Source organism: Marinobacter sp. F4206 (assembly GCF_019392195.1).
Taxonomy (GTDB): domain Bacteria; phylum Pseudomonadota; class Gammaproteobacteria; order Pseudomonadales; family Oleiphilaceae; genus Marinobacter.
This window is the reverse complement of sequence record NZ_JAHXKI010000002.1, coordinates 1,332,145-1,351,067: the sequence shown is the minus strand read 5'-3', so window position 1 is coordinate 1,351,067 and position 18,923 is coordinate 1,332,145. Positions and strand designations below refer to the sequence as shown.

Annotated in this window: 16 protein-coding genes; 8 read left to right on the top strand and 8 right to left on the bottom strand. The window is 61.1% G+C overall.

Features of this window, described 5'->3' with window-relative positions; genetic code table 11:
* Nucleotides 1–74: 74 nt before the first annotated feature.
* The 3 genes from ald to KZO34_RS08615 all read left to right on the top strand — a co-directional run bounded on the left by ald (nucleotide 75) and on the right by KZO34_RS08615 (nucleotide 2,594).
* A complete protein-coding gene (gene ald / locus KZO34_RS08625; protein ID WP_219475749.1) occupies nucleotides 75–1,193 on the top strand; it encodes an alanine dehydrogenase in 1,119 nt (372 codons plus the stop codon).
* Between the two features lie 23 nt (nucleotides 1,194–1,216).
* Nucleotides 1,217–1,789: a glutathione S-transferase family protein gene (locus KZO34_RS08620; RefSeq protein ID WP_219475747.1), complete on the top strand. Its 573-nt coding sequence runs from the start codon at nucleotides 1,217–1,219 to the stop codon at nucleotides 1,787–1,789.
* A gap of 193 nt (nucleotides 1,790–1,982) precedes the next feature.
* Nucleotides 1,983–2,594 (top strand): Yip1 family protein, encoded by a 612-nt coding sequence (locus KZO34_RS08615; RefSeq protein ID WP_219475745.1) that lies wholly within the window; start codon nucleotides 1,983–1,985, stop codon nucleotides 2,592–2,594.
* Nucleotides 2,595–2,674: 80 nt separating this feature from the next.
* Here the strand turns inward: KZO34_RS08615 and KZO34_RS08610 are convergent, their stop codons facing one another.
* On the bottom strand, nucleotides 2,675–5,095 hold the full coding sequence (locus KZO34_RS08610) for a phosphoketolase family protein (protein WP_219475743.1): 2,421 nt from the start codon (nucleotides 5,093–5,095) through the stop codon (nucleotides 2,675–2,677).
* Between the two features lie 222 nt (nucleotides 5,096–5,317).
* Between KZO34_RS08610 and KZO34_RS08605 the strand changes: the two genes are divergently transcribed.
* Nucleotides 5,318–5,608 carry a type VI secretion system PAAR protein gene (locus KZO34_RS08605; RefSeq protein WP_219475741.1) on the top strand — a complete coding sequence of 97 codons (291 nt, stop codon included), beginning with the start codon at nucleotides 5,318–5,320 and terminating at the stop codon, nucleotides 5,606–5,608.
* 83 nt (nucleotides 5,609–5,691) lie between these two features.
* Entirely contained in the window at nucleotides 5,692–7,368 is a 1,677-nt protein-coding gene (ilvD, locus tag KZO34_RS08600) for a dihydroxy-acid dehydratase (protein WP_219475739.1), read from the top strand.
* On the opposite strand, the gene KZO34_RS08595 is transcribed toward ilvD, so the two are convergent.
* Complete coding sequence (locus KZO34_RS08595; RefSeq protein WP_219475738.1) at nucleotides 7,352–9,973, bottom strand: EAL domain-containing protein; 2,622 nt, start codon at nucleotides 9,971–9,973, stop codon at nucleotides 7,352–7,354. The two genes, ilvD and KZO34_RS08595, sit on opposite strands and share 17 nt — an antisense overlap.
* Before the next feature lie 270 nt (nucleotides 9,974–10,243).
* On the opposite strand from KZO34_RS08595, the gene pbpG reads away from it, so the two are divergent.
* Nucleotides 10,244–11,188: a D-alanyl-D-alanine endopeptidase gene (gene pbpG, locus KZO34_RS08590; RefSeq protein WP_219475737.1), complete on the top strand. Its 945-nt coding sequence runs from the start codon at nucleotides 10,244–10,246 to the stop codon at nucleotides 11,186–11,188.
* 23 nt (nucleotides 11,189–11,211) lie between these two features.
* Nucleotides 11,212–11,691 (top strand): asparaginase domain-containing protein, encoded by a 480-nt coding sequence (locus tag KZO34_RS08585; RefSeq protein WP_219475736.1) that lies wholly within the window; start codon nucleotides 11,212–11,214, stop codon nucleotides 11,689–11,691.
* Nucleotides 11,692–11,694: 3 nt separating this feature from the next.
* On the opposite strand, the gene rsuA is transcribed toward KZO34_RS08585, so the two are convergent.
* From rsuA to KZO34_RS08570, 3 genes are read right to left on the bottom strand one after another with little or no spacing between them, the layout of a single operon-like run.
* Complete coding sequence (rsuA, locus tag KZO34_RS08580; protein WP_219475735.1) at nucleotides 11,695–12,390, bottom strand: 16S rRNA pseudouridine(516) synthase RsuA; 696 nt, start codon at nucleotides 12,388–12,390, stop codon at nucleotides 11,695–11,697.
* A 2-nt stretch (nucleotides 12,391–12,392) separates the two neighbouring features.
* Complete coding sequence (locus KZO34_RS08575) at nucleotides 12,393–13,421, bottom strand: metal-dependent hydrolase (RefSeq protein ID WP_219475734.1); 1,029 nt, start codon at nucleotides 13,419–13,421, stop codon at nucleotides 12,393–12,395.
* Nucleotides 13,422–13,427: 6 nt separating this feature from the next.
* Nucleotides 13,428–14,624, bottom strand: a complete 1,197-nt coding sequence (locus KZO34_RS08570; protein WP_257900358.1) for a lytic murein transglycosylase — start codon at nucleotides 14,622–14,624, stop codon at nucleotides 13,428–13,430.
* 299 nt (nucleotides 14,625–14,923) lie between these two features.
* Between KZO34_RS08570 and KZO34_RS08565 the strand changes: the two genes are divergently transcribed.
* Nucleotides 14,924–15,808 carry a response regulator gene (locus tag KZO34_RS08565; RefSeq protein WP_219475733.1) on the top strand — a complete coding sequence of 295 codons (885 nt, stop codon included), beginning with the start codon at nucleotides 14,924–14,926 and terminating at the stop codon, nucleotides 15,806–15,808.
* Nucleotides 15,809–15,818: 10 nt separating this feature from the next.
* Here KZO34_RS08565 and phoR read toward each other — a convergent pair whose 3' ends face one another.
* The 3 genes from phoR to ubiA all read right to left on the bottom strand — a co-directional run bounded on the left by phoR (nucleotide 15,819) and on the right by ubiA (nucleotide 18,843).
* Nucleotides 15,819–17,135, bottom strand: a complete 1,317-nt coding sequence (phoR, locus tag KZO34_RS08560) for a phosphate regulon sensor histidine kinase PhoR (RefSeq protein ID WP_219475732.1) — start codon at nucleotides 17,133–17,135, stop codon at nucleotides 15,819–15,821.
* A 52-nt stretch (nucleotides 17,136–17,187) separates the two neighbouring features.
* The gene (phoB, locus tag KZO34_RS08555) at nucleotides 17,188–17,880 is read right to left on the bottom strand and encodes a phosphate regulon transcriptional regulator PhoB (RefSeq protein WP_219475731.1); all 693 of its coding nucleotides are present in this window, start codon (nucleotides 17,878–17,880) and stop codon (nucleotides 17,188–17,190) included.
* Nucleotides 17,881–17,955: 75 nt separating this feature from the next.
* On the bottom strand, nucleotides 17,956–18,843 hold the full coding sequence (gene ubiA, locus KZO34_RS08550) for a 4-hydroxybenzoate octaprenyltransferase (RefSeq protein ID WP_219475730.1): 888 nt from the start codon (nucleotides 18,841–18,843) through the stop codon (nucleotides 17,956–17,958).
* Between the last annotated feature and the right edge of the window lie 80 nt (nucleotides 18,844–18,923).

The following is an 18,923-nucleotide window of genomic DNA, read 5'->3' as shown; positions in this document are numbered from 1 at the left end:
TTCCGCCCGTAGCTTATCCGTTTACTACACTGTAGCCAGATACCCCCGAATTGGCGAAGTCCGGGAGATGATCCATGAAGATTGGCGTGCCCAGGGAAATCAAGAACCACGAATACCGGGTGGGAATGACGCCCGCTGCGGTCCACGAACTTTGCGGTCATGGCCACGACGTGTTTGTTCAGTCTCAGGCCGGCGCTGCCATCGGCTTTGCCGATGAGGATTACCGGCACGCGGGTGCGCAGATTCTGCCAGACGCCCGCAGCGTGTTCCGGGAGGCGAAGCTGATCGTCAAGGTCAAGGAGCCGCAGCGGGAGGAACGGGCGCTTTTGAGCCGGGAACATACCCTGTTTACCTACCTTCACCTGGCGCCCGACCAGGCTCAGACCAATGATTTGGTGGCCTCCGGCGCCACCTGCATCGCCTATGAGACGGTGACCGACAGCCACGGCCGCTTGCCCTTGCTGGCGCCCATGTCCGAAGTGGCGGGGCGAATGTCGATCCAGGCCGGGGCTCACTGCCTGGAGAAGTCGGTTGGTGGTCGCGGGGTGCTGCTGGGCGGCGTGCCCGGTGTCAGTCCGGCGCAGGTGACAGTGGTGGGCGGTGGCGTGGTCGGGCAGAACGCCGTTGCCATGGCGATTGGAATGGGAGCCCAAGTGACGGTCCTTGATCGCAACATGGATGTTCTGCGCAACCTCGATCATCTATACGGCAACCGGATCACCACGCTGTTTTCCACCGTCCATACCCTGGACCAGGCAATCGTGGCGTCAGATCTGGTGGTCGGCAGCGTCCTCATACCGGGGGCGTCGGCACCCAAACTGATCACCCGGGACATGATCCGACGCATGCCCGAGGGCAGTGTGCTGGTGGATGTGGCGATTGACCAGGGCGGGTGCGCGGAAACTTCGAAACCGACCACCCACGACGAGCCCACGTATATCATTGATGGTGTGGTACATTACTGCGTGGCCAATATGCCCGGTGCGGTGGCACGCACCTCGACGCTGGCCCTCAATAACGTGACGCTGCCCTTCGTGGCGGCGCTGGCCAACAAAGGGCCGGTTCGGGCGATGAAGGACGATCCCCACCTGATGGCCGGGCTGAATGTGTCCGGAGGGAAGGTAACCTACAGGGAGGTGGCGGAGGCCACCGGGCATCCATACACAGACCCTGAATCCCTGTTGGGATCCTGAGCCGTGACACACTCGGAGAAATCATGAAACTGATCGGATCTACCACTTCACCCTATGTTCGGCGCATCCGAATTCTGCTGGATGAAGAGCCCTATGAGTTCGTCAACCTCAATATTTATGGCGAAGGCCGGGATGAGCTGCGGAAAAACAATCCGACCCTGAAGATTCCCGTTCTGGAAGATGATGGTCAGGAAATCTATGACTCGCGGATTATTGCTCGTTACATCAGTGCCAAACAGGGCCGCGATCCGCTGACCTGGGACCAGCAGAACCAGCTGACCATGATTGATGGTGCCAACGACTCGGCGGTTACCATGCTGCTCTCTGAGAAGTCCGGCATCGACACCAGTCAGGACCTGATGTTCTACAACCTTCAGCGCGAGCGAATCATGACCACGCTGCGCACCCTGGCGGCCATGGTTGATGATGGTCAGTTCGAAGCCTGGGACTACCCCGCTATCTGCCTGTATTGCTTGGTAGATTGGCTGGACTTCCGTGATCTCGTGGACTGGTCCGGCGTTGAAAGCCTGTTGTCATTCCGGGACAACCATCAGAGCAAGCCCTGGGTTCCCGAGACCGACCCGCGTCAGGCCTGAACGTTTGCGGCCGCCCCGGAGACCTGGGTGGCGGCCGCAACTGTCAGGGTGCGAACCGGAACAAATTTTCACCAGATTACCTTCCCCATTTGCCGTTCTTGACTATAGTTAGGAAGAGGAACGGTCGCTGATCTGACCCGATCAGATGCCCGTACTTAACTATACCTACAACAGTCAAAAAAGGGGGTCATCCATGCTCCTGTCCCATGCCTTTGGTCTCTTCACCCACCCGGATGATGAGTGGGCTTCCATTCGAAAAGAACATGAAACACCCCGTCGGGTCTACGTCGCCTACGTCGTGATCCTGGCAGCGATTGCACCGATCTGCGCGTATATATCCACGGCGTATTTTGGCTGGACGGTCGGTAATGATCGACTGATCAAGCTGACAGAAATCAGCGCCCTGCAACTGAGCGTGCTGACCTATCTGGCGATGCTGGTGGGCGTTTTTGCGCTCGGTTATGCCGTTAACTGGATGGCCAAAACCTATGGCGCCCGGGAGGAGCATGTGCCGTCCAACGGCATTGCCCTGGCGGCCTATTCCTGTACGCCCCTGTTTCTCGCCGGGTTTGCCCTGCTGTATCCCGTGCCCTGGTTCAACGCCATCGTCTTCCTGATTGCTGCCTGCTACGGAGCCTGGTTGATGTATGACGGTTTGCCCATTGTCATGGGCATTGAGAAAGACCGAGCCGTATTTTACGGCGGCGCCCTGCTCACAGTCGCCCTGGTCATTCTGGTGGCTACTCGGGTCGGTTCCGTCATACTCTGGAACTTCGGTGTCGGTCCGGTGTTTGTCAGCGGCTGATCATCGGCGACATGACGGACCAACAAGGGAGGCGACAGCCTCCCTTTTTTGTTGTCCGCTGATCCGGGCCCGGACGGTAATCAGGAAGACAGTCCTCTGGTAATGACTGAGGGATCGCCTCGCCCTTCCACGGCCGCCAGTTCCGCGGCGGAGAGCCACTCCCCGGGTGGCTGGTCCATCACCACTGCGCAGGCGGCCAGCGCGTGCGCCCAGGAGCAGCGGTTCGCGAACTGCATGCCGGCTTCGTTCAGGGTGCCGCCGCGATTGATATAGCCGAGAACGCGGGATCGCGCGGGATCAGGAAACAGGCTGTGCAGGTGTCCGCGAAACACTTCCGGGCGCATATGGGTGAGCGCAACTCGGCGGTGAATGCGACGGGGGAACAGCCGTTCGCATTCAAATTCGGACAGGCAGGTTTCGGCTTCCAGGGTATCCCGTGGCTGCCGGAAACGACCCGGTTCCTGGAGATAAACCAGACGGAACGGGGTGCCCGTCTCCCGCAGTCGTTCACTGGCCCGGATCGCCTCGGATAACTGGTAGGCGCCATTGGCAATCAGGAGTATCGGTTCGCCCTCGGAGGTGTCTTCGTCGACCACCAGTGCGCCGTGTTTTGCCAGTGTCTGTGCTTCCCCCGCATCGAACACGCAGGGCCGTTCCCGCTTGGGAATCACCATGCAGGTGATTCGTCCGCGGTCCGTGTAAACCTCCGGCAAGGCGGCCAGAGTACTGTTGTAGTCCGCGGGGAAGAGCACCCGGGAAACGTCATTCATTTCACCGAGCAGGCTTTCGCAAAAGGTCGTGTCCTGGTGTGATTGTTCATTCTTACCGTTTTCCCAGGTGTGGGAGGTGGCAACAACCGGAAAGCCCAGCCAGCGGGCCGGACGCCCAACTTCCTGCTGATGCCGGGCAAAGATCAGATCCTGGCGGATGGCGCCGAGCATCTTGACGCAAAATGCCTCGTAGCTGGCAACCAGGTTCAGGCCTGCCTTATTGGCGAGACAGGCGGACACCACCGCCTCTTCATTGAGGGCGGTAATGATCTGGCCGTGTACCGACTCCTGATCGTTTTCCGGCTGGGTTACCCGGTGTTTGAGCTCCGTCAGTACGCCACCCAGTCGGTTGCTCGCCAGTTCGTCAGGGTTGCCGACCCGAGCGCGGAGGTGGCGGTTTTCGGTCACCAGCGCCCGAAAGAAAGTGTCCACGGCGGCCATCGGGGAGGTCTGGCCGTTGCTCCAGGGCAGCTTTGGAATAAGCGGCTCTGGCGGATTGCGCCTGGCCAGTGGGTGGTCGCGCTCAAGGGCGCGGCCCTGAAGAGCATGCTCGTTCAACAGCCCAGCACTCTGGTTCAGTTCAGCCGGCTCCACCCACAACTTTGCGGTATGTTCCTGAAACAGCTCACGGGCGCGGGCGTCCATCCGCGGGTTGCCAGGCAGCGGCAGGTTGTGGGCGGCGATGCTGCCGGCGCCGTAAAAACCAAAGCCCTTGGTCGTTTCGGCAATGCCGTAGGGGATCCGCACCGGGTAGCCGCTTTCGCCCCGGAAAGCGCTGTCAGCCTGATACCTGAGGGATTGCTCCATCTCGAACAGGGCACAGACAAAGGCGGCCGGATCGCGGCCATCAAACCGGTAGGGGTCAAAGCCCCGTTCCGCCAGGTGCGACTCGAACCGTTCCAGGCCTGCCCGGGTCCCCAGTTCGGTTCGCTGTTCAATGCGCCGGCCGTTGGCGATCATCACCGGCAGTACCAGTCCGCAGTCATCGGCTCGCCACCAGCGGGGTATCCAGTCGCTGCCCCGTTGCTCCTCGGCTGCCCCGTCCGACAGGAAAGTCACCAGGGTTTCCCCGGGCAGGGGCATGTGGCCATACTGGAGTTCGGCAAAGCCCAGATACCCGCCCTCAAGAATGCCCCCGGCGGTGTGGGGATTGATGTGGCTTCCCAGCGGGGCGCTCATGCTGCCGTCGGGCTTTTGCCGGTAGCTGTAGAAGTCGGCTGCCAGCCGTGAGAGTCCATCCGGCTTCAGGTAGCGCTCTGCCTGTTCCGGGTGCAGGTTGCCAGTCAGCACGTTGAGGGCGTCCACGGCAGCCGCACAGTGCCCCTGGCCCATCAGCCAGCTGCGGGTACGACCGGTCAGGTTGTTGAGCGCCAGATAAGCCGCGTAGGCCGGTACCATGTTCAGCGCACCCCCGGTATGGCCTTCCGGGCTGACCTTGAAATCCTGCGGTGTGAGGGGCTGGCCACTGGCATCGACCCGGTTGGCGTAGGTCATGTGAACCACCAGCCATAGCCCGGCGCTCGCCAGCCTGTCCAGCGCCGCGAGCTTTTGGAAGACCGTTTCGGTGTCTGGTTGTAGCCCGGCTTCGACCAGGCGATTGGCCAGGCTGCAGACGTGGGAGCAGGTGACGTCTGAATGCTGGATGACACCGTACCCCCGGCGCCAGGCCTCATAGGTCTGGCAGGCGGGGGCTGTGGTTCCGGCCGGTTCGGTTGTGGTTGGCGAGGGCATGGCACGCCTCCATGTCTACTATGATTACGGTGATTGTAAAAGGCAGTGGCCCCTCATCCCTTGATACAGGTCAGTCGGAATGGCATCTGGTTTGTGCGTGGAGGGGCACCCGGGCCTCGGACCGCTTGGGTTTGGGGCTGTTTCGGGCTAGCATGGGCGGCTTCGGCCTGGTAAGGATTCGCAGGCTGTCATGGACGAACCAACTGCAAAAGGATTCAGACAATGGGCAAGGCTCTTGTTTTGCTGGGTGATCCGGGCTCCGATCACCAGGGTTTCCCTCCCACTCCGGTCATTGCCGGCTCTCCGGATGTGCTGATCGACGGTAAACCCGTGGCGCGCGTCGGTGATCCCCTGGCGCCCCATTCCAAACCCAAGCACCCCCCGCATCCCCGGACCATTGCTGCCGGGTCCTCGACGGTGTTGATCAACGGTAAACCGGCTGCGGTGACCGGCGGCACGATTTGCTGTGGCGGTGTCACCCTGGGGAACAGCACGGTGGTGATCGGCCAGTAGGGTGCTGATGTCGAATACCGTTGCCCACCGGCGCCGATTCTGCCAGCCTGAAGGCATCACACAGTGCAACAGGAGAGGCAGCGATGGCTCAGGACAAACGGCGCCGCTATTCATCGCCGGTGGTCGACGGTATTGGCAAGTCCGCCAGCCGGGCGATGTTACGGGCGGTCGGGTTCGGTGATGACGACTTCAGGAAACCCCAGGTGGGAATCGCATCCACCTGGAGCAATCTCACCCCCTGCAACATGCATATCAACGGGCTCGCCGAAGAGTCCGCCGCCGGGGCCGATGAGGCAGGCGGCAAGTCACTGATTTTCAATACCATTACAGTGTCCGACGGCATTGCCAATGGCACCGAGGGTATGAAGTATTCGCTGGTGTCCCGGGAGGTGATTGCCGATTCCATCGAAACGGTGGCCGGCTGCGAAGGCTTCGATGGGCTGGTGGCCATTGGCGGCTGCGACAAGAACATGCCCGGCTGCCTGATGGGCCTGGCCCGGCTCAATCGCCCCTCCGTGTTTGTCTATGGCGGCACCATCATGCCCGGCAAGAACCACACCGATATCATCTCTGTGTTCGAAGCGGTGGGCGCTCACGCCCGCGGCGATCTGGACCTGATTGAGGTCAAGCAGATTGAGGAAACCGCGATCCCGGGTCCGGGCTCCTGCGGCGGCATGTACACGGCCAATACCATGGCCTCAGCGATCGAAGCCATGGGGATGAGCCTGCCGGGAAGCTCGGCTCAGAATGCCGTGTCCGAGACCAAGGCGCAGGACTGCCGTGCCGCCGGCGCAGCCGTTCTGAATCTGTTGGAACGGGATATCAAACCTTCCGACATCATGAGCCGGGAGGCGTTCGAGAACGCGATTACCGTGGTCATCGCCCTGGGCGGGTCCACCAATGCGGTCCTTCACCTGCTGGCGATGGCCAGTACCGTCGGTGTGACGCTGGATCTGGAAGACTTTGTCGAGATCGGAAAGCGGGTACCGGTGCTGGCGGATTTGCGCCCCAGCGGCCATTACATGATGTCTGAGTTGGTGACGATTGGCGGTATCCAGCCGTTAATGAAGATGCTGCTCGAGCGGGGTTTGCTGCATGGTGAGTGCATGACCGTGACCGGGCAGACGCTGGCGGAAAACCTTGCCGATGTGGCGCCCTATCCCGAAGGCCAGGACATCATTCACGCCTTCGACAATCCCATCAAGGCCGACAGTCACCTGCGCATTCTCTATGGCAACCTTGCCCCGACCGGCTCGGTGGCCAAGATTACCGGCAAGGAAGGCACGCACTTTACTGGCCGTGCCCGGGTGTTTCATTCGGAAGAGGAAGCCCAGGCCCGGATTCTCGACGGCACTGTGGTGGCTGGGGACGTACTCGTCATCCGTTACGAGGGGCCGCGGGGTGGTCCGGGTATGCGGGAAATGCTCAGCCCGACCTCTGCGATCATGGGCAAGGGGCTGGGCAGCGATGTTGCACTGATTACTGATGGCCGGTTTTCCGGGGGTAGTCACGGTTTTGTGGTGGGGCATATCACCCCCGAAGCGGCCGAGGGCGGTCCGATTGCGCTGGTTGAAGACGGCGACACTATCACCATCGACGCAGTCAGCAACCGGATTGAGCTGGATGTGACCGATCAGGAACTGGAACGCCGGCGCAAGGACTGGCAGGAGCCGGAGCCCCGCTTCGAGCGTGGCGTGCTGGCAAAATATGCCCGTACCGTCAGTTCGGCATCTAAGGGGGCCGTCACCGATCTGCCCTGAGCGCCTGCGACTCGTTGTCCAGCCGTTCGGGCCTCGCCCAGTAGTAGCCCTGGCCGTATAGGCCGGGGAACTGCTGGAGCCAGCCGGCAACCGCCTCGTCTTCCACGCCTTCCACCACCACATCCAGATCCAACGCATCGCCAAGCTCCAGGGCGGCCCGGAAAATGCGCTGGCGGGTGGGGTGCTGGAGGATGTCCTTCAGGAAACTCCGGTCGATTTTCAGTTCGTCCAGATCAAAAGTGGCCAGGGTTCCGAGCGAGGAATGGCCGGTGCCGAAGTCGTCCAGAGCAATCCGGAAACCCGCTTTGCTCAGGGCCCCAATCATTGTTCGGGCCGCCGTGGCGTCGGCCATCATGGCGGTCTCGGTGATTTCCAGAATCAGCTCTTCCGGTTTGATGCCATGGCGCCGGGCAATGGCGCTCACTTCGTTGTGAAATTCCGGGTGCGCCAAGTCCTTTGCTGACACGTTGATGGCCAGGGCAATGTGTTCCCCGTGGCGGGTTTTTAAACGGTCATGGTCGCGGCAGGCCTGGTCTATCACCCAGAGCGTTACCGGGTGGATCATGCCAACCTGTTCCGCCAGCGGTACCCAGTGGTCGGGAGGTACCCGACCGAATTCCGGATGCTGCCATCGGATCAGCGCTTCCAGAGACTCGGTGCGCCGGTCTCGGATGCACACCTTGGGCTGGTATTCCAGCCACATCTCGCCGTCGCGCAGCGCCCCTTCCATATCCAGCATCAGCATCTGTTGCCGGTACTGCCATTCGGCGATGGCCGGGTCATAAACGGTCAGGGTCTGGCGCCGGTCGAGGGCGGCAAAGCCGGCAGACGACAGGGCGCTCGCGACATCGTCGCCATGGTCGGGGGCGTGGGCAATGCCCACCGAGGCGTTCCAGGAAAACGCAAACCGTCCCTCGCGGAAATTCTCCTCAAGCCAGCCCGTAAGCTCGGAGAGCAGCTGCCCGGTGGCCCCGGATTCATCGTCGCGGTGAAGGGCAAAGGCGTGGGTTGCGGTATCTATGCTGGCAATGGCGTAGCCATTGAACATGACCAGACGGTCACCGAAGAGGCGTTTCAGGAAACTGTTGAGCTGTCTCAGGTAGCCTTTCAAGAGTTCCTCGGTGGTGCGGTAACCGAGCGCCTGTTCAATCTCATTGAAGCGTTCCAGTCGGATCAGGCCGAGGGTATAAGGCCGCTCCTGGCTATCCAGCCCATCGAGGGATTCCTCCAGCATGGCCCGGTTGGGCTTGCCGGTAACCCGGTGGGTTTTCAGCAGGCGGTCATAATCCTGTTCTGCCAGGGTCCGCAGCCGCTGTTCCTGTTGGGCGCGGATGTCTGAGCTTAGCCGTCTTTTCCGTTCTTCGAGCATCTGCCGGCCAACAGCACTGGTCAGGATCAGTGAGCCGATGGCCGCACCGAGGAAGAAGGCCGAATCCGTGAGGCCGTTAATGGGCACCCAACCAATGGTGCGAAGCGAAGAAATCAGAGAACCGGTCAGGATGGCGAGAATGGACAGGGCGTAGTAGCGGGCGTAGAGGTGGCTGCGAAACTGGCTCAGCACCAGTCCCAGAATCATGGCGCCGCCGCCCATGGCGAGTACCAGGAAGGAGCCCTGGCCAAACAGGGGCAGGGCCAATGGTATGACCAACAGGTGGACGAAGGCCAGGACACTGATACCAAGCAGAATCCGGGCAGCGTTTCGGGGCACCGGCATGAAGTGCGGGGTAAACTGGCACAACGCGATGAGGCACAAGGGCAGGGTGATGTTCAGGAGTCGGTTCATTTCCGGCAGATCGGGCCAGAGGTACCAGAGCCCGAAGCCTTCCATCACCAGCTGGCTGTAAATCAGGCTGAACATCAGGACACTGAGCCAGGCCAATCCGGGCCGTTTCATTTTCGCCACGATACTGAGGTTGAACAGCAGGGCGAACACAAGCAGGCCGGTGATAGCCGCTTTCCAGGCCAGGGTGCCCGCGCTCTCGCTGATGACCGCATCCGGTTCCAGTATCGACAGCGGCAGCATGGTGGGGCCGGCATTTCGGACTTCAAACAGCAGGATGGACGTACCCGGGGGCAGGGTTATCGGCCAGACCCACTGCGGGAGCGCGATCAGTCGGTGGTTGAACGGATAGAGATCGCCCATTACCGGCAGCAGCGATGCCGAGCCGTCTTCACCGATAACCGCTGGCTGAATGTAATCCAGGGACGGTGCCGAGACCACAGCCCATTTGCGCACCGGCTGATTGCCGGGATTCTCGAAGGTCACCCGGAAGGTCACCGGCACAGAGAAGTAGCCTAGACCGGAGTGCGATTCCGGCACCGGTTGCCAGTTGTTATCCAGCCAGCGTTCCTGGTCCAGGATGTCGGTCAGGGGTTTGGTCAGATAGTGGGTATGAAGCGGCTCGGCGACTGTCGTTGGAAGCCTGGAAAGCCCGGTTTCAAGGGGCAGGGGGGGCGTGTCCAGGACAATGGTGGTCAAAAGTCCGTACCCGAGTGCCACGACCAACAGCAGGAAAGGCGACCAGCGCCGAAGCGAGAAGCGGGCGAAGCCGGGGTGGCGCACCGTTACGTCCGTGTTCTCTGTGGGTCCTGCGCTTGAGTGCATGAAATCGAAGTCCCTTTCGCCATGGCGGCCACCCCGCCCGCGCTGTTACAGTGCAATTACAATCCGAAAAAAACCGTAACATTATGAAATTTGGGCAATTTTAAAGCATTTTAAGGTTTTTTGCATTTTCTGTTTAAAACAGGTGACTTAAAATTGTGACCTGATCGAGTTCCTCGTTGACTGCTATAGTGTTGCCACTGACAGCCAGGGCCGTGCTGTGAAGCCCCGGGCCGCAGGAACAAACTTTTATCAAAGACAGGATTGGTTCGAATGAGAGTGCGTGGCTTTGTCCCGATGGTGGTTTTTGTCCTGATGTGTCTGCCCGTATCAATCGCAGCCCATCAGGCTTCCGAAACGACCAGTGCGGAACCGGAAGCCTCGAGTCCTAATCTGGCGTCGGTCAACGCTGCCGTGGCCCTGGTGGACGAAGATACGTTGCTCTATGGCAAGCATGCCCATCGTCCGGTGCCGATAGCCTCGCTCACCAAGGTGATGACGGCTTTGGTGGTGCTGGATTCCGGTGAATCGCTCGATGAGTGGCTCACCTTCAGCGAGCGGCATACCCCGGCGGCGGCCAATGCCTACAGCCGGATCCGCATCGACTCCGAAATGCGCCGGTCCGATGTCTTGCGGATTGCCCTGATGTCTTCTGAAAACTTTGCCGCTTATACCCTGGCCCGGAGTCACCCCGGCGGGTTCGACGCCTTTATTGCGGCCATGAACGCCAAGGCGCGTGAACTGGGTATGACCGGTACCCGGTATGTGGACCCGACCGGGCTCTCGGCCGAGAACGTGTCGACCGCGGCTGATCTGGTCAAGCTGGTGAAGGCAGCGGCACAACACCCGGAAATCCGAGAGTACTCCACCACGGGTTACTACCGCGCGCATTTCCGAAATCCGCGCTACAGTCTGTCCTTCGGCAATACCAACGCCTTGGTGCATCGGGACAGCTGGGGCGTGGAACTGAGCAAAACCGGTTACCTGAGCGAAGCCGGGCGCTGTCTGGTGATGATTTCCGAGATGAACGGTCGGCAGGTGGTAACCGTGCTGCTGGATTCTCTGGGTACCCGTTCTCCCATGGGCGATGCCGGTCGTATCAAGCGCTGGCTGGACACCGGGGCGCCGGGACAGGTCGCCAGGGCGGCCCGGCGGTACGAACAGCAAAAAAACGCGGCGTACGCTGACGCCAAAACCAATACGGTCAGTACGAACTGACGCCGAAGGGAAGCCGATCTGTCATGATCCAGATTTTTACCACCGGTGGCACCATCGACAAGGTGTATTTCGACGCTAACAGCGAATTTGAAGTCGGGCCGTCATTGCTCCCGGACCTGCTGTCGGAATCGAACATTCATGAGGGGTACCGGTTGCGCGAGTTGATGCGCAAAGACAGCCTGGAGATGACCGACTCCGATCGACAGGCCGTTCTCCAGGCAGCGACCGAGTGCGACTGTGATCGGATCCTGCTGACCCACGGTACCGATACCATGGCGGATACCGCCGCGGTATTGGCGGCCCTGAAGGACAAAACCATTGTCCTGACCGGCGCCATGCAACCTGCCCGGATGCGCCGCACGGATGCGCTGTTCAACATCGGGTTTGCCTGGGCCGCGGTGCGCCTGTTGCCCCCCGGCGTTTATCTCGCCATGAATGGTGAGGTGTTTGAGGCGGGCGCGGTTCGAAAGAACCTGAAGGCCCAGCGCTTTGAGCGGACCTGAATCCTAATCCACGCTGCCGATTTCCTCCGGGGTCAGCGCCCGAAACTGCCCGGGTTCCAGCTCGGAATCCAGGGTAATGGCGCCGATACGAAGGCGATGCAGTGCTTCCACGTGGTTGCCGACCGCCGCCAGCATGCGTTTGACCTGATGGTACCGGCCTTCGGAAAGGGTCAGCTCAATCAACCGTGGTTCCAGTACCCGCACCCCGGCCGGACGCGTGGGTTGAGGGTCATTGCGCAGGGATACACCCTGCTGAAGTTCCCTCACGGCGGGTTCTGAGAGGTCATCGCTCAGGGTTACCAGGTAGGTCTTCGGGCAGTCCACCCGGGGTGATGTGATGCGGTGGGACCACTGGCCATCGGTGGTCAGAAGCAACAGTCCGGTGGTGTCGGCATCCAGCCGGCCGGCGATGTGAAGGTTGCCGGAAAGCTCCCGCGGCAGCAGGTCCAGCGCGGTCGGGTGATCGCTGTCCCGGGTGGCGCTCACGACACCAGCTGGCTTGTTCAGCATCAGGTAACGCTCCCCGGGGAGGGTACACGCCTGGCCGTCCAGTGTGACTTCTGCCTCTGGCGGCAGCTTGGTGTTGGGTGTCTTGCAGACGTTGCCGTCAACCTGCACCCGGCCGGAGCTGATGGCGCGCTTGGCGTCCTTGCGCGAAAGCGCTGTACTGGTGGCTATAAACTGATCCAGTCGGACCATGGTTAACAGCTTTGTCCGGGCGTCGGCGTGGCCAGGTCGGCCAGGCAGAGCACGGGCGTTTCGCCGGTGAGTCGTGCCCAGAGAACCCCCAGTGCCTCCGGATCCACTTGCGGCCTCGGGGTGCGAACACTGCGGACGGGCTGGACGAGATCGGCGGCCTGGCGGGCCAACACGAAGGTGAACGGGTGGGCACCGGGTATGCCGAGCCGGATATCGGTCGCGGTGATCCGGTCTCCGTCCAGATTGTAGTCGAGCAGCCCCCGGGTGAACCACTCAAGACGCTGTGCCTCCGGGAAACCCGAGACCGCCCGGGCAAGCTCCGGATCCCGCGGAAAGTACTCCAGGTTAAGCGGTGCATCGCCGTCGAAAAAGCCGGTCACGATTTCCACGTGTTGGCGCTCCGTGAGAGCCGTGGCGCGCCATAGCACGGTGTTGAAGGGCATGGGCTGGATCAGCAGGGTCGGGTTTTGCAGCCCGGCACCGGCCAGCGCAGGTCGTACCCGTTCGGTGATGACTTGCTGTGCCGCCAGTGTCCAGCCCAGGTATAGGCTGGAAAGCACCAGGCCCGCGACCACCGTTGACCGGGCCGGTGGCCGAGCCAGGAACACGATGCAGCCCACCAGCAGGGGCAGGGTGTAGAGCGGATCGATGATGAAGATACTGCTGATGGCCACAGGCGGGCCAAAGGGCCAGAACAGCTGGGTGCCGTAGGTGGTGAAGCTGTCCAGTAGCGGGTGGGTGATCAGCACCAGCCCGGTGAGTGCCAGCCAACGGTAAAAGCCAAGTTGGGGGCGCCAGCGCCAGAGTAGCCACGCCAGTAGCACTGCAAGGGGCGCCAGCACGAACAACGAATGACTGAACCCGCGGTGCTGGGTGAAGTTGCTGATGGCGGAGCCGTAGTCAATCACCACGTCCAGGTCCGGCAGGGTGCCGAGCACGGCACCCACGACCAGGGCGCTCCGGCCCAGGGTTTTTCCTGCAACAGCACCGGCGATGGATGCGCCCAGTGCCACTTGGGTGATGGAATCCATGTTGGGTTACCGCTCTACGCTGACCCCCAGTTTCTCCAGTACCGATTCACCGGGATAGCCATCGGCAACCAGCCCGGCGGATGCCTGGAACTGCCGAATGGCGGAACGGGTTCCGGGGCCCATGATGCCATCGGGCTTGCCGCTGTCGTAGCCACGCTGGTTCAGGGTTTCCTGTAGCTCGAGAATGGAGTCCCGGGACAGCGCTGGAACATCTTCCGGCGGCGGGTTCTGAAGCCCGCCGGCGCCGGCGACCCGGTCGGCCAGGTGGCCGACGGCAATGGCGTAGAATTCGGAGCGGTTCCAGCCCATGATCACCTTGAAGTTATGGTAGGCGAGGAAGGCGGGTCCCTCGTGGCCTGCCGGCACCACCAGCGAGGCTTTGATCGGCTCGTCGGCCAGGGCGTTGCCAAAGGCATCGGTGATGCCGAGTTCGCGCCATTTGGTCAGTGGCAACTTACGGCCATCCGCCAGGCCATAATCAAAGTCGCCGGGCAGAATAACTTCCCGGCCCCAGCGATAATCCGGGTCCCAGCCCATGGATTCCAGGAACTTGCCGGCGGACATCATGGCGTCAGGCAGGCTGTTCCAGAGATCGCGGCGGCCATCGCCATCGGCATCCACAGCGTGTTTCAGGAACACGGTGGGCATGAACTGGACGTGTCCCATGGCACCGGCCCAGGAGCCTTCCATCTGATCGGCGGCAATCGCGCCTTCATCGATGATGCGCAGGGCAGCGATCAGTTGCTGGGTGAAGAAACTGCTGCGCCTGGCATCGCAGGCCAGCGTGGTGAGCGCGCTGGGTACCGACATCTTGCCGAAGTAGCTGCCGAAGTTGGTTTCCAGGCCCCAGAAGGCCACCAGGTATGGCGCGGGTACGCCGGTCTCTGCGGTTACCCGGTCCAGCAAGCCGCTATGCTCTTCCAGCAATTCCCGGCCGGTGCTGATGCGGTCTTCGTTAACGCGACGATTCAGGTAGTCCGCAAAGGTGGTGGTAAATTCGGGCTGGCGCCGGTCCAGTTCAATGACCCGGTCCAGGTGTTCGACGCCAGCCATGACAGTGCTGGCGGTCTCACGACTGACTCCGGCTGCCATGGCCTGTTCCTGCAGGCGGGCCTTGCAGTCGCCGAAGGCGTCCACGGGGGCAGGTGAGGTGGAGTCCTGAGCCATTGCCGGCAGAGCCAGGCTGGCCAGGAGGCCTGTCATGGAAAAGCGGTAAACGGTACTCCGACGGGGCAGAATCCTTGCAAATGCGTTCAGCACACAAAACCTCGGCACGGTATTGATGGTGTGGAAATCGGGCATCCCATGGTAGCGCGTTTTGAAGCAACAGAAATACCGGATGGCGCCCTACCGAGTGACAATTGTTTAACCTCGAGGTTCCAATCTGTCGCGTTAGTTGTCCCGTTTGTCGTCTTTTTGTAGCGGCGGGGTTTCCGGCGCGAGCCCATGTTCTATAGTGGGGCGATATTATTGAGGTCAGTGGCGAACTGAAGGGCTGTGACATGGCAATGCTGAAAGCGCTGGTGGTGGACGATGCCAGCTTCGTAAGAGATCTGGTCAAGCGAACAGTGCGTCAGCGGTTCCCGGTGATTGAGACCACCGATGCCCAGAACGGTCGTCGCGCCCAGTCGCTGATGTCCCGAACGGCATTCGATCTGGTGTTGTGTGATTGGGAGATGCCGGAAATGTCAGGTATGGAGCTGCTCCAGTGGATGCGGCAGCAGCCCCAGTACAAGAACGTGCCGTTCATTATGATTACCAGCCGCGGCGACAAGGATCACGTGATTGAAGCGGTCAAGGAAGGCGTATCGGAATACCTGGGCAAGCCGTTCAGTCCCGAGGGCTTGAGCAAGAAAATCATCAAGGTGATGGGGGCGAGGCTGAAGCAGGCCATGGACCGGAGCGGCAAGTCCATGGGTGGCCCCGCCGACGCCTTCAAGGAGTCCGCCGCCTTGCTGACCCAGAAGCGCGAACCGTCTCCGGAGCCGCTTGCCAGGCCGGCAGAGGTGACGTCGTCTCCGCTGCTCGGCGGTACCGCCGAGCAGACCGGTGCCGCTCCCGCCCGGCCCACGCCGAGTGTGGCCTCGGTGCGGTTTGCAGAGAGCACCCTGAAGTCGGTCATCAAGGACATCAATCTGACCGAGGTTCGGGTTCTGGCCAAGCGGGATCAGGCGTTTCCCGGCATTCTCGATCAGGCGGTGATTGATATCGAGATCGGTGAGGGGCAGATGGCTCGCCTGAACGGCTATGTCCACCAGTTGCAGGCGGTGGACAAGCGTCAGGACACGGACTTCGTCAGCGTCACCATCCGTTTTGTGGATGAGGATCCGAAGAAGCTTGAGGACCTGTCGCGCTTCGTCGCCCGGTTTCGGGCCGGCAACCGCTAACCGGCGACTCCTATTCGGTGCTTTCCGGCACCCTCTCTACCAGTCTTTCCCGGGGGAAGTGGCAGATGAATTCGCTTCCTTCGCCGATATGACTGCGAATTTCCAGGTTGCCGTCATGATTGAGCAGCACGTGTTTGACGATGGCCAGGCCCAGACCGGTGCCGCCGGTATCCTTGTGGCGACTGGGGTCGGCCCGGTAGAAACGTTCTGTTAATCGGGGAATATGAACCGGATCGATGCCGATGCCGGTATCCCTGACGGACAGGTGGGCGCCCTCCCGGTTGGTGCTCCAGGTAACGGTAATCTGACCCTGAGCCGGGGTGTATTTCACCGCATTGAAAATCAGATTGGAAAAGGCGCTGCGCAATTGGCTTTCATCGCCGCGCAGCAGCCGATGATCGGCCACCCGGATGCTGATCTCGTGCTGTTTCTCGCCACTCAGAGCGCGGGCATCGTGGCAGATCTGACCCAGCAATCCCTCCACGTCGGTGAGACTGTCGTTTACCGTCTGTTCCCCGGTTTCTATCTTTGACAGCAGGATCAGGTCGGTGATCAGGGCTTCCATCCGGGATGACTGGGCCGACATGGTGTTGATCGCCCGTCGCCATTTCGGGGGCAGGTCGTCGGCGTTGTCCACCAGGGTCTCCAGGTACCCGCTGATCACCGTCAGCGGTGTCCGCATTTCGTGGGACACGTTTCCAACAAAATCCCGGCGCATCTGCTCCAGCTGAAAGAGCCTGGTTACGTCCTTGGCAACGATCAGTCGGTCGTCGTCACCGAACAGGCTGATCTGGATTTGCAGATGAATGTGGGGTTTGGCCGGCGAATGGATTTCCAGCGGTTCCCGATAGTCCCGGGAGTCAAAGTAGCTTTTGAAGGCCGGGGTTCGAATCAGGTTGTGGATGTACTGGCCCTGGTCGGTATTGCGACGGAATCCCAGCAGGTATTCGGCAGAACCGTTCCACCACTCCATCGAACCCTGGTGATCGGTCATGATGACGCCGTCGCGCATGGCATTGGTGGATTCCTGAACCCGGTTGATCTGGGCTCTGAGTCGATCCTGGGTACGCAGGTGGGTCTGGTGCAGCCTGTGCAGGTTGTCGAAGATGTCGCCCCACAGGCCAACGCTCTGGGGCGCTTCATCCGATGCGCTCGGGTTGGCGAGCCACTGGTACAGGCGCCGGGCCTGAACCAGGGTCCACCACAGGTAAACGATCAGACCAATGGTGAGTCCGTAAACCGGCTCACCGAAATACAGGCCGACGATCGTCGAGCCAATGAGACCGCCAATGATTAAGCGGAGGTACCGCGACCAGTTGTGCTGCATCAAACGCTGCCTTGTGTCGTGTGCGGAGCTGATGCCCAGCCGCCGGGACCGATCAGGCGGCCCTGGTCGAGAACCGGTAGCCCGTTCCCCGAACCGTCTGTATCAGGTGGTCATACCTGTCACCCAGGGCCTTACGCAGCCGGCGAATGTGGACATCAACGGTACGCTCTTCTACGTAAACGTTACCACCCCAGACCTGATCCAGGAGTTGGGAACGAGTATAGACCCGTTCCTGGTGTGTCATGAAAAACTGGAGCAGCCGGTATTCGGTCGGCCCCATGTTCAGCGCACCGTCGTGTGTGGTGACGCGGTGGCCGATGGGATCCAGTGTGAGCCCATCGACTTCGATTGGGGTATCGACGCCCGGAGGGGTGGCCCGGCGCAGGACGGCTTTCAGTCGTGCCACCAGTTCCCGCGGGCTGAAAGGCTTGGTGATGTAGTCATCCGCGCCGACCTCAAGTCCCTGGATCTTGTTGTCTTCTTCCACCTTGGCGGTGAGCATGATGATGGGGATGTCGGCGGTCGCTTCCTCTTTTTTGAGGCGTCGCGCCAGTTCGACACCGCTGGTTCCGGGGAGCATCCAGTCCAGCAGGACCAGATCCGGTTGTTTGTCGACAATCAGGGCATGGGCTTCCCGGGCGTCCGCTGCCTCCAAGTAGTCGTAATCCGCCATTTCGAGGGCCACGGCAATCATTTCCCGGATGGGCGCCTCGTCATCGACGATCAGGACGGTTTTTCCAGACATAAGCTAAACCTGTGTCAGACCTTGATTTGTTGCTGACTCATTACAACGCCCCAGTATTACAAGTATATGACAGGTTCAGGCAATCATCAGATCAACGACCAGGCCTGCAAATACCGAGAAACCGGCCCAGTTGTTATTCAGGAACGCTTTGAAACAGCCCTCCCGGGACCGTTCCCGAGCCAGGAACTGCTGGTAGACAAACAGGCAGGCCATACCGGCCAGGCCCAGATAGTAGAAAGCGCCCAATCCGGCGCGGTGGCCCACCATCAGCAGGATGACAACCACCATGGTCTGAAGGGCGGCAATGATGCCGCGGTCGGCATCGCCGAACAGGATGGCGGTGGACTTGATCCCCACTTTGAGATCGTCGTCACGGTCCACCATGGCGTAGAAGGTGTCGTACGCGACGGTCCAGAGCACGTTGGCGGTGAACAGCAGCCAGGTGATCTGGCTGAGTTCGTTGGCTTGTGCCGCCCAGGCCATGGGGATCGCCCAGGAAAACGCCGCACCCAGGAACAACTGGGGCAGATGCGTGTAGCGCTTCATGAAGGGGTAGATGAAGGCCAGCAGCAGCCCGCCAAACGACAGGTAGAGGGTCAGCGTATTGGTGAACAGCACCACCATCAGAAAGGAAACCAGGCACAGGCCGGTGAAGAGTGCGACGGCTTCCCAGGATTTGATCCGGCCGGCCGTGAGCGGGCGGTCTTGAGTGCGTTTGACGTGGCGGTCCCAGTCGCGGTCGGCAAAGTCATTGATGGCGCAGCCGGCCGCACGCATGAAAAACACGCCGAGGGTGAACACAATGATGTTGCCGATATCCGGGCTACCCTCACCCGCCAGCCAGAGCGCCCAGTAGGTCGGCCAGAGCAACAGCAGGCTGCCGATGGGGCGATCGATACGCAGCAGTCTGGCGTAATCGGCAAGCCGGGTCTGGACGTGGTCGGGCATGGCGTTGAGCAGCATAGGGCAGATCCGTTTGGTGGTGCGGGTGAACGGGATGGAGGGATTATAGCCAGCCGTGGGCGGGGGGTTAAAGGCTGGCG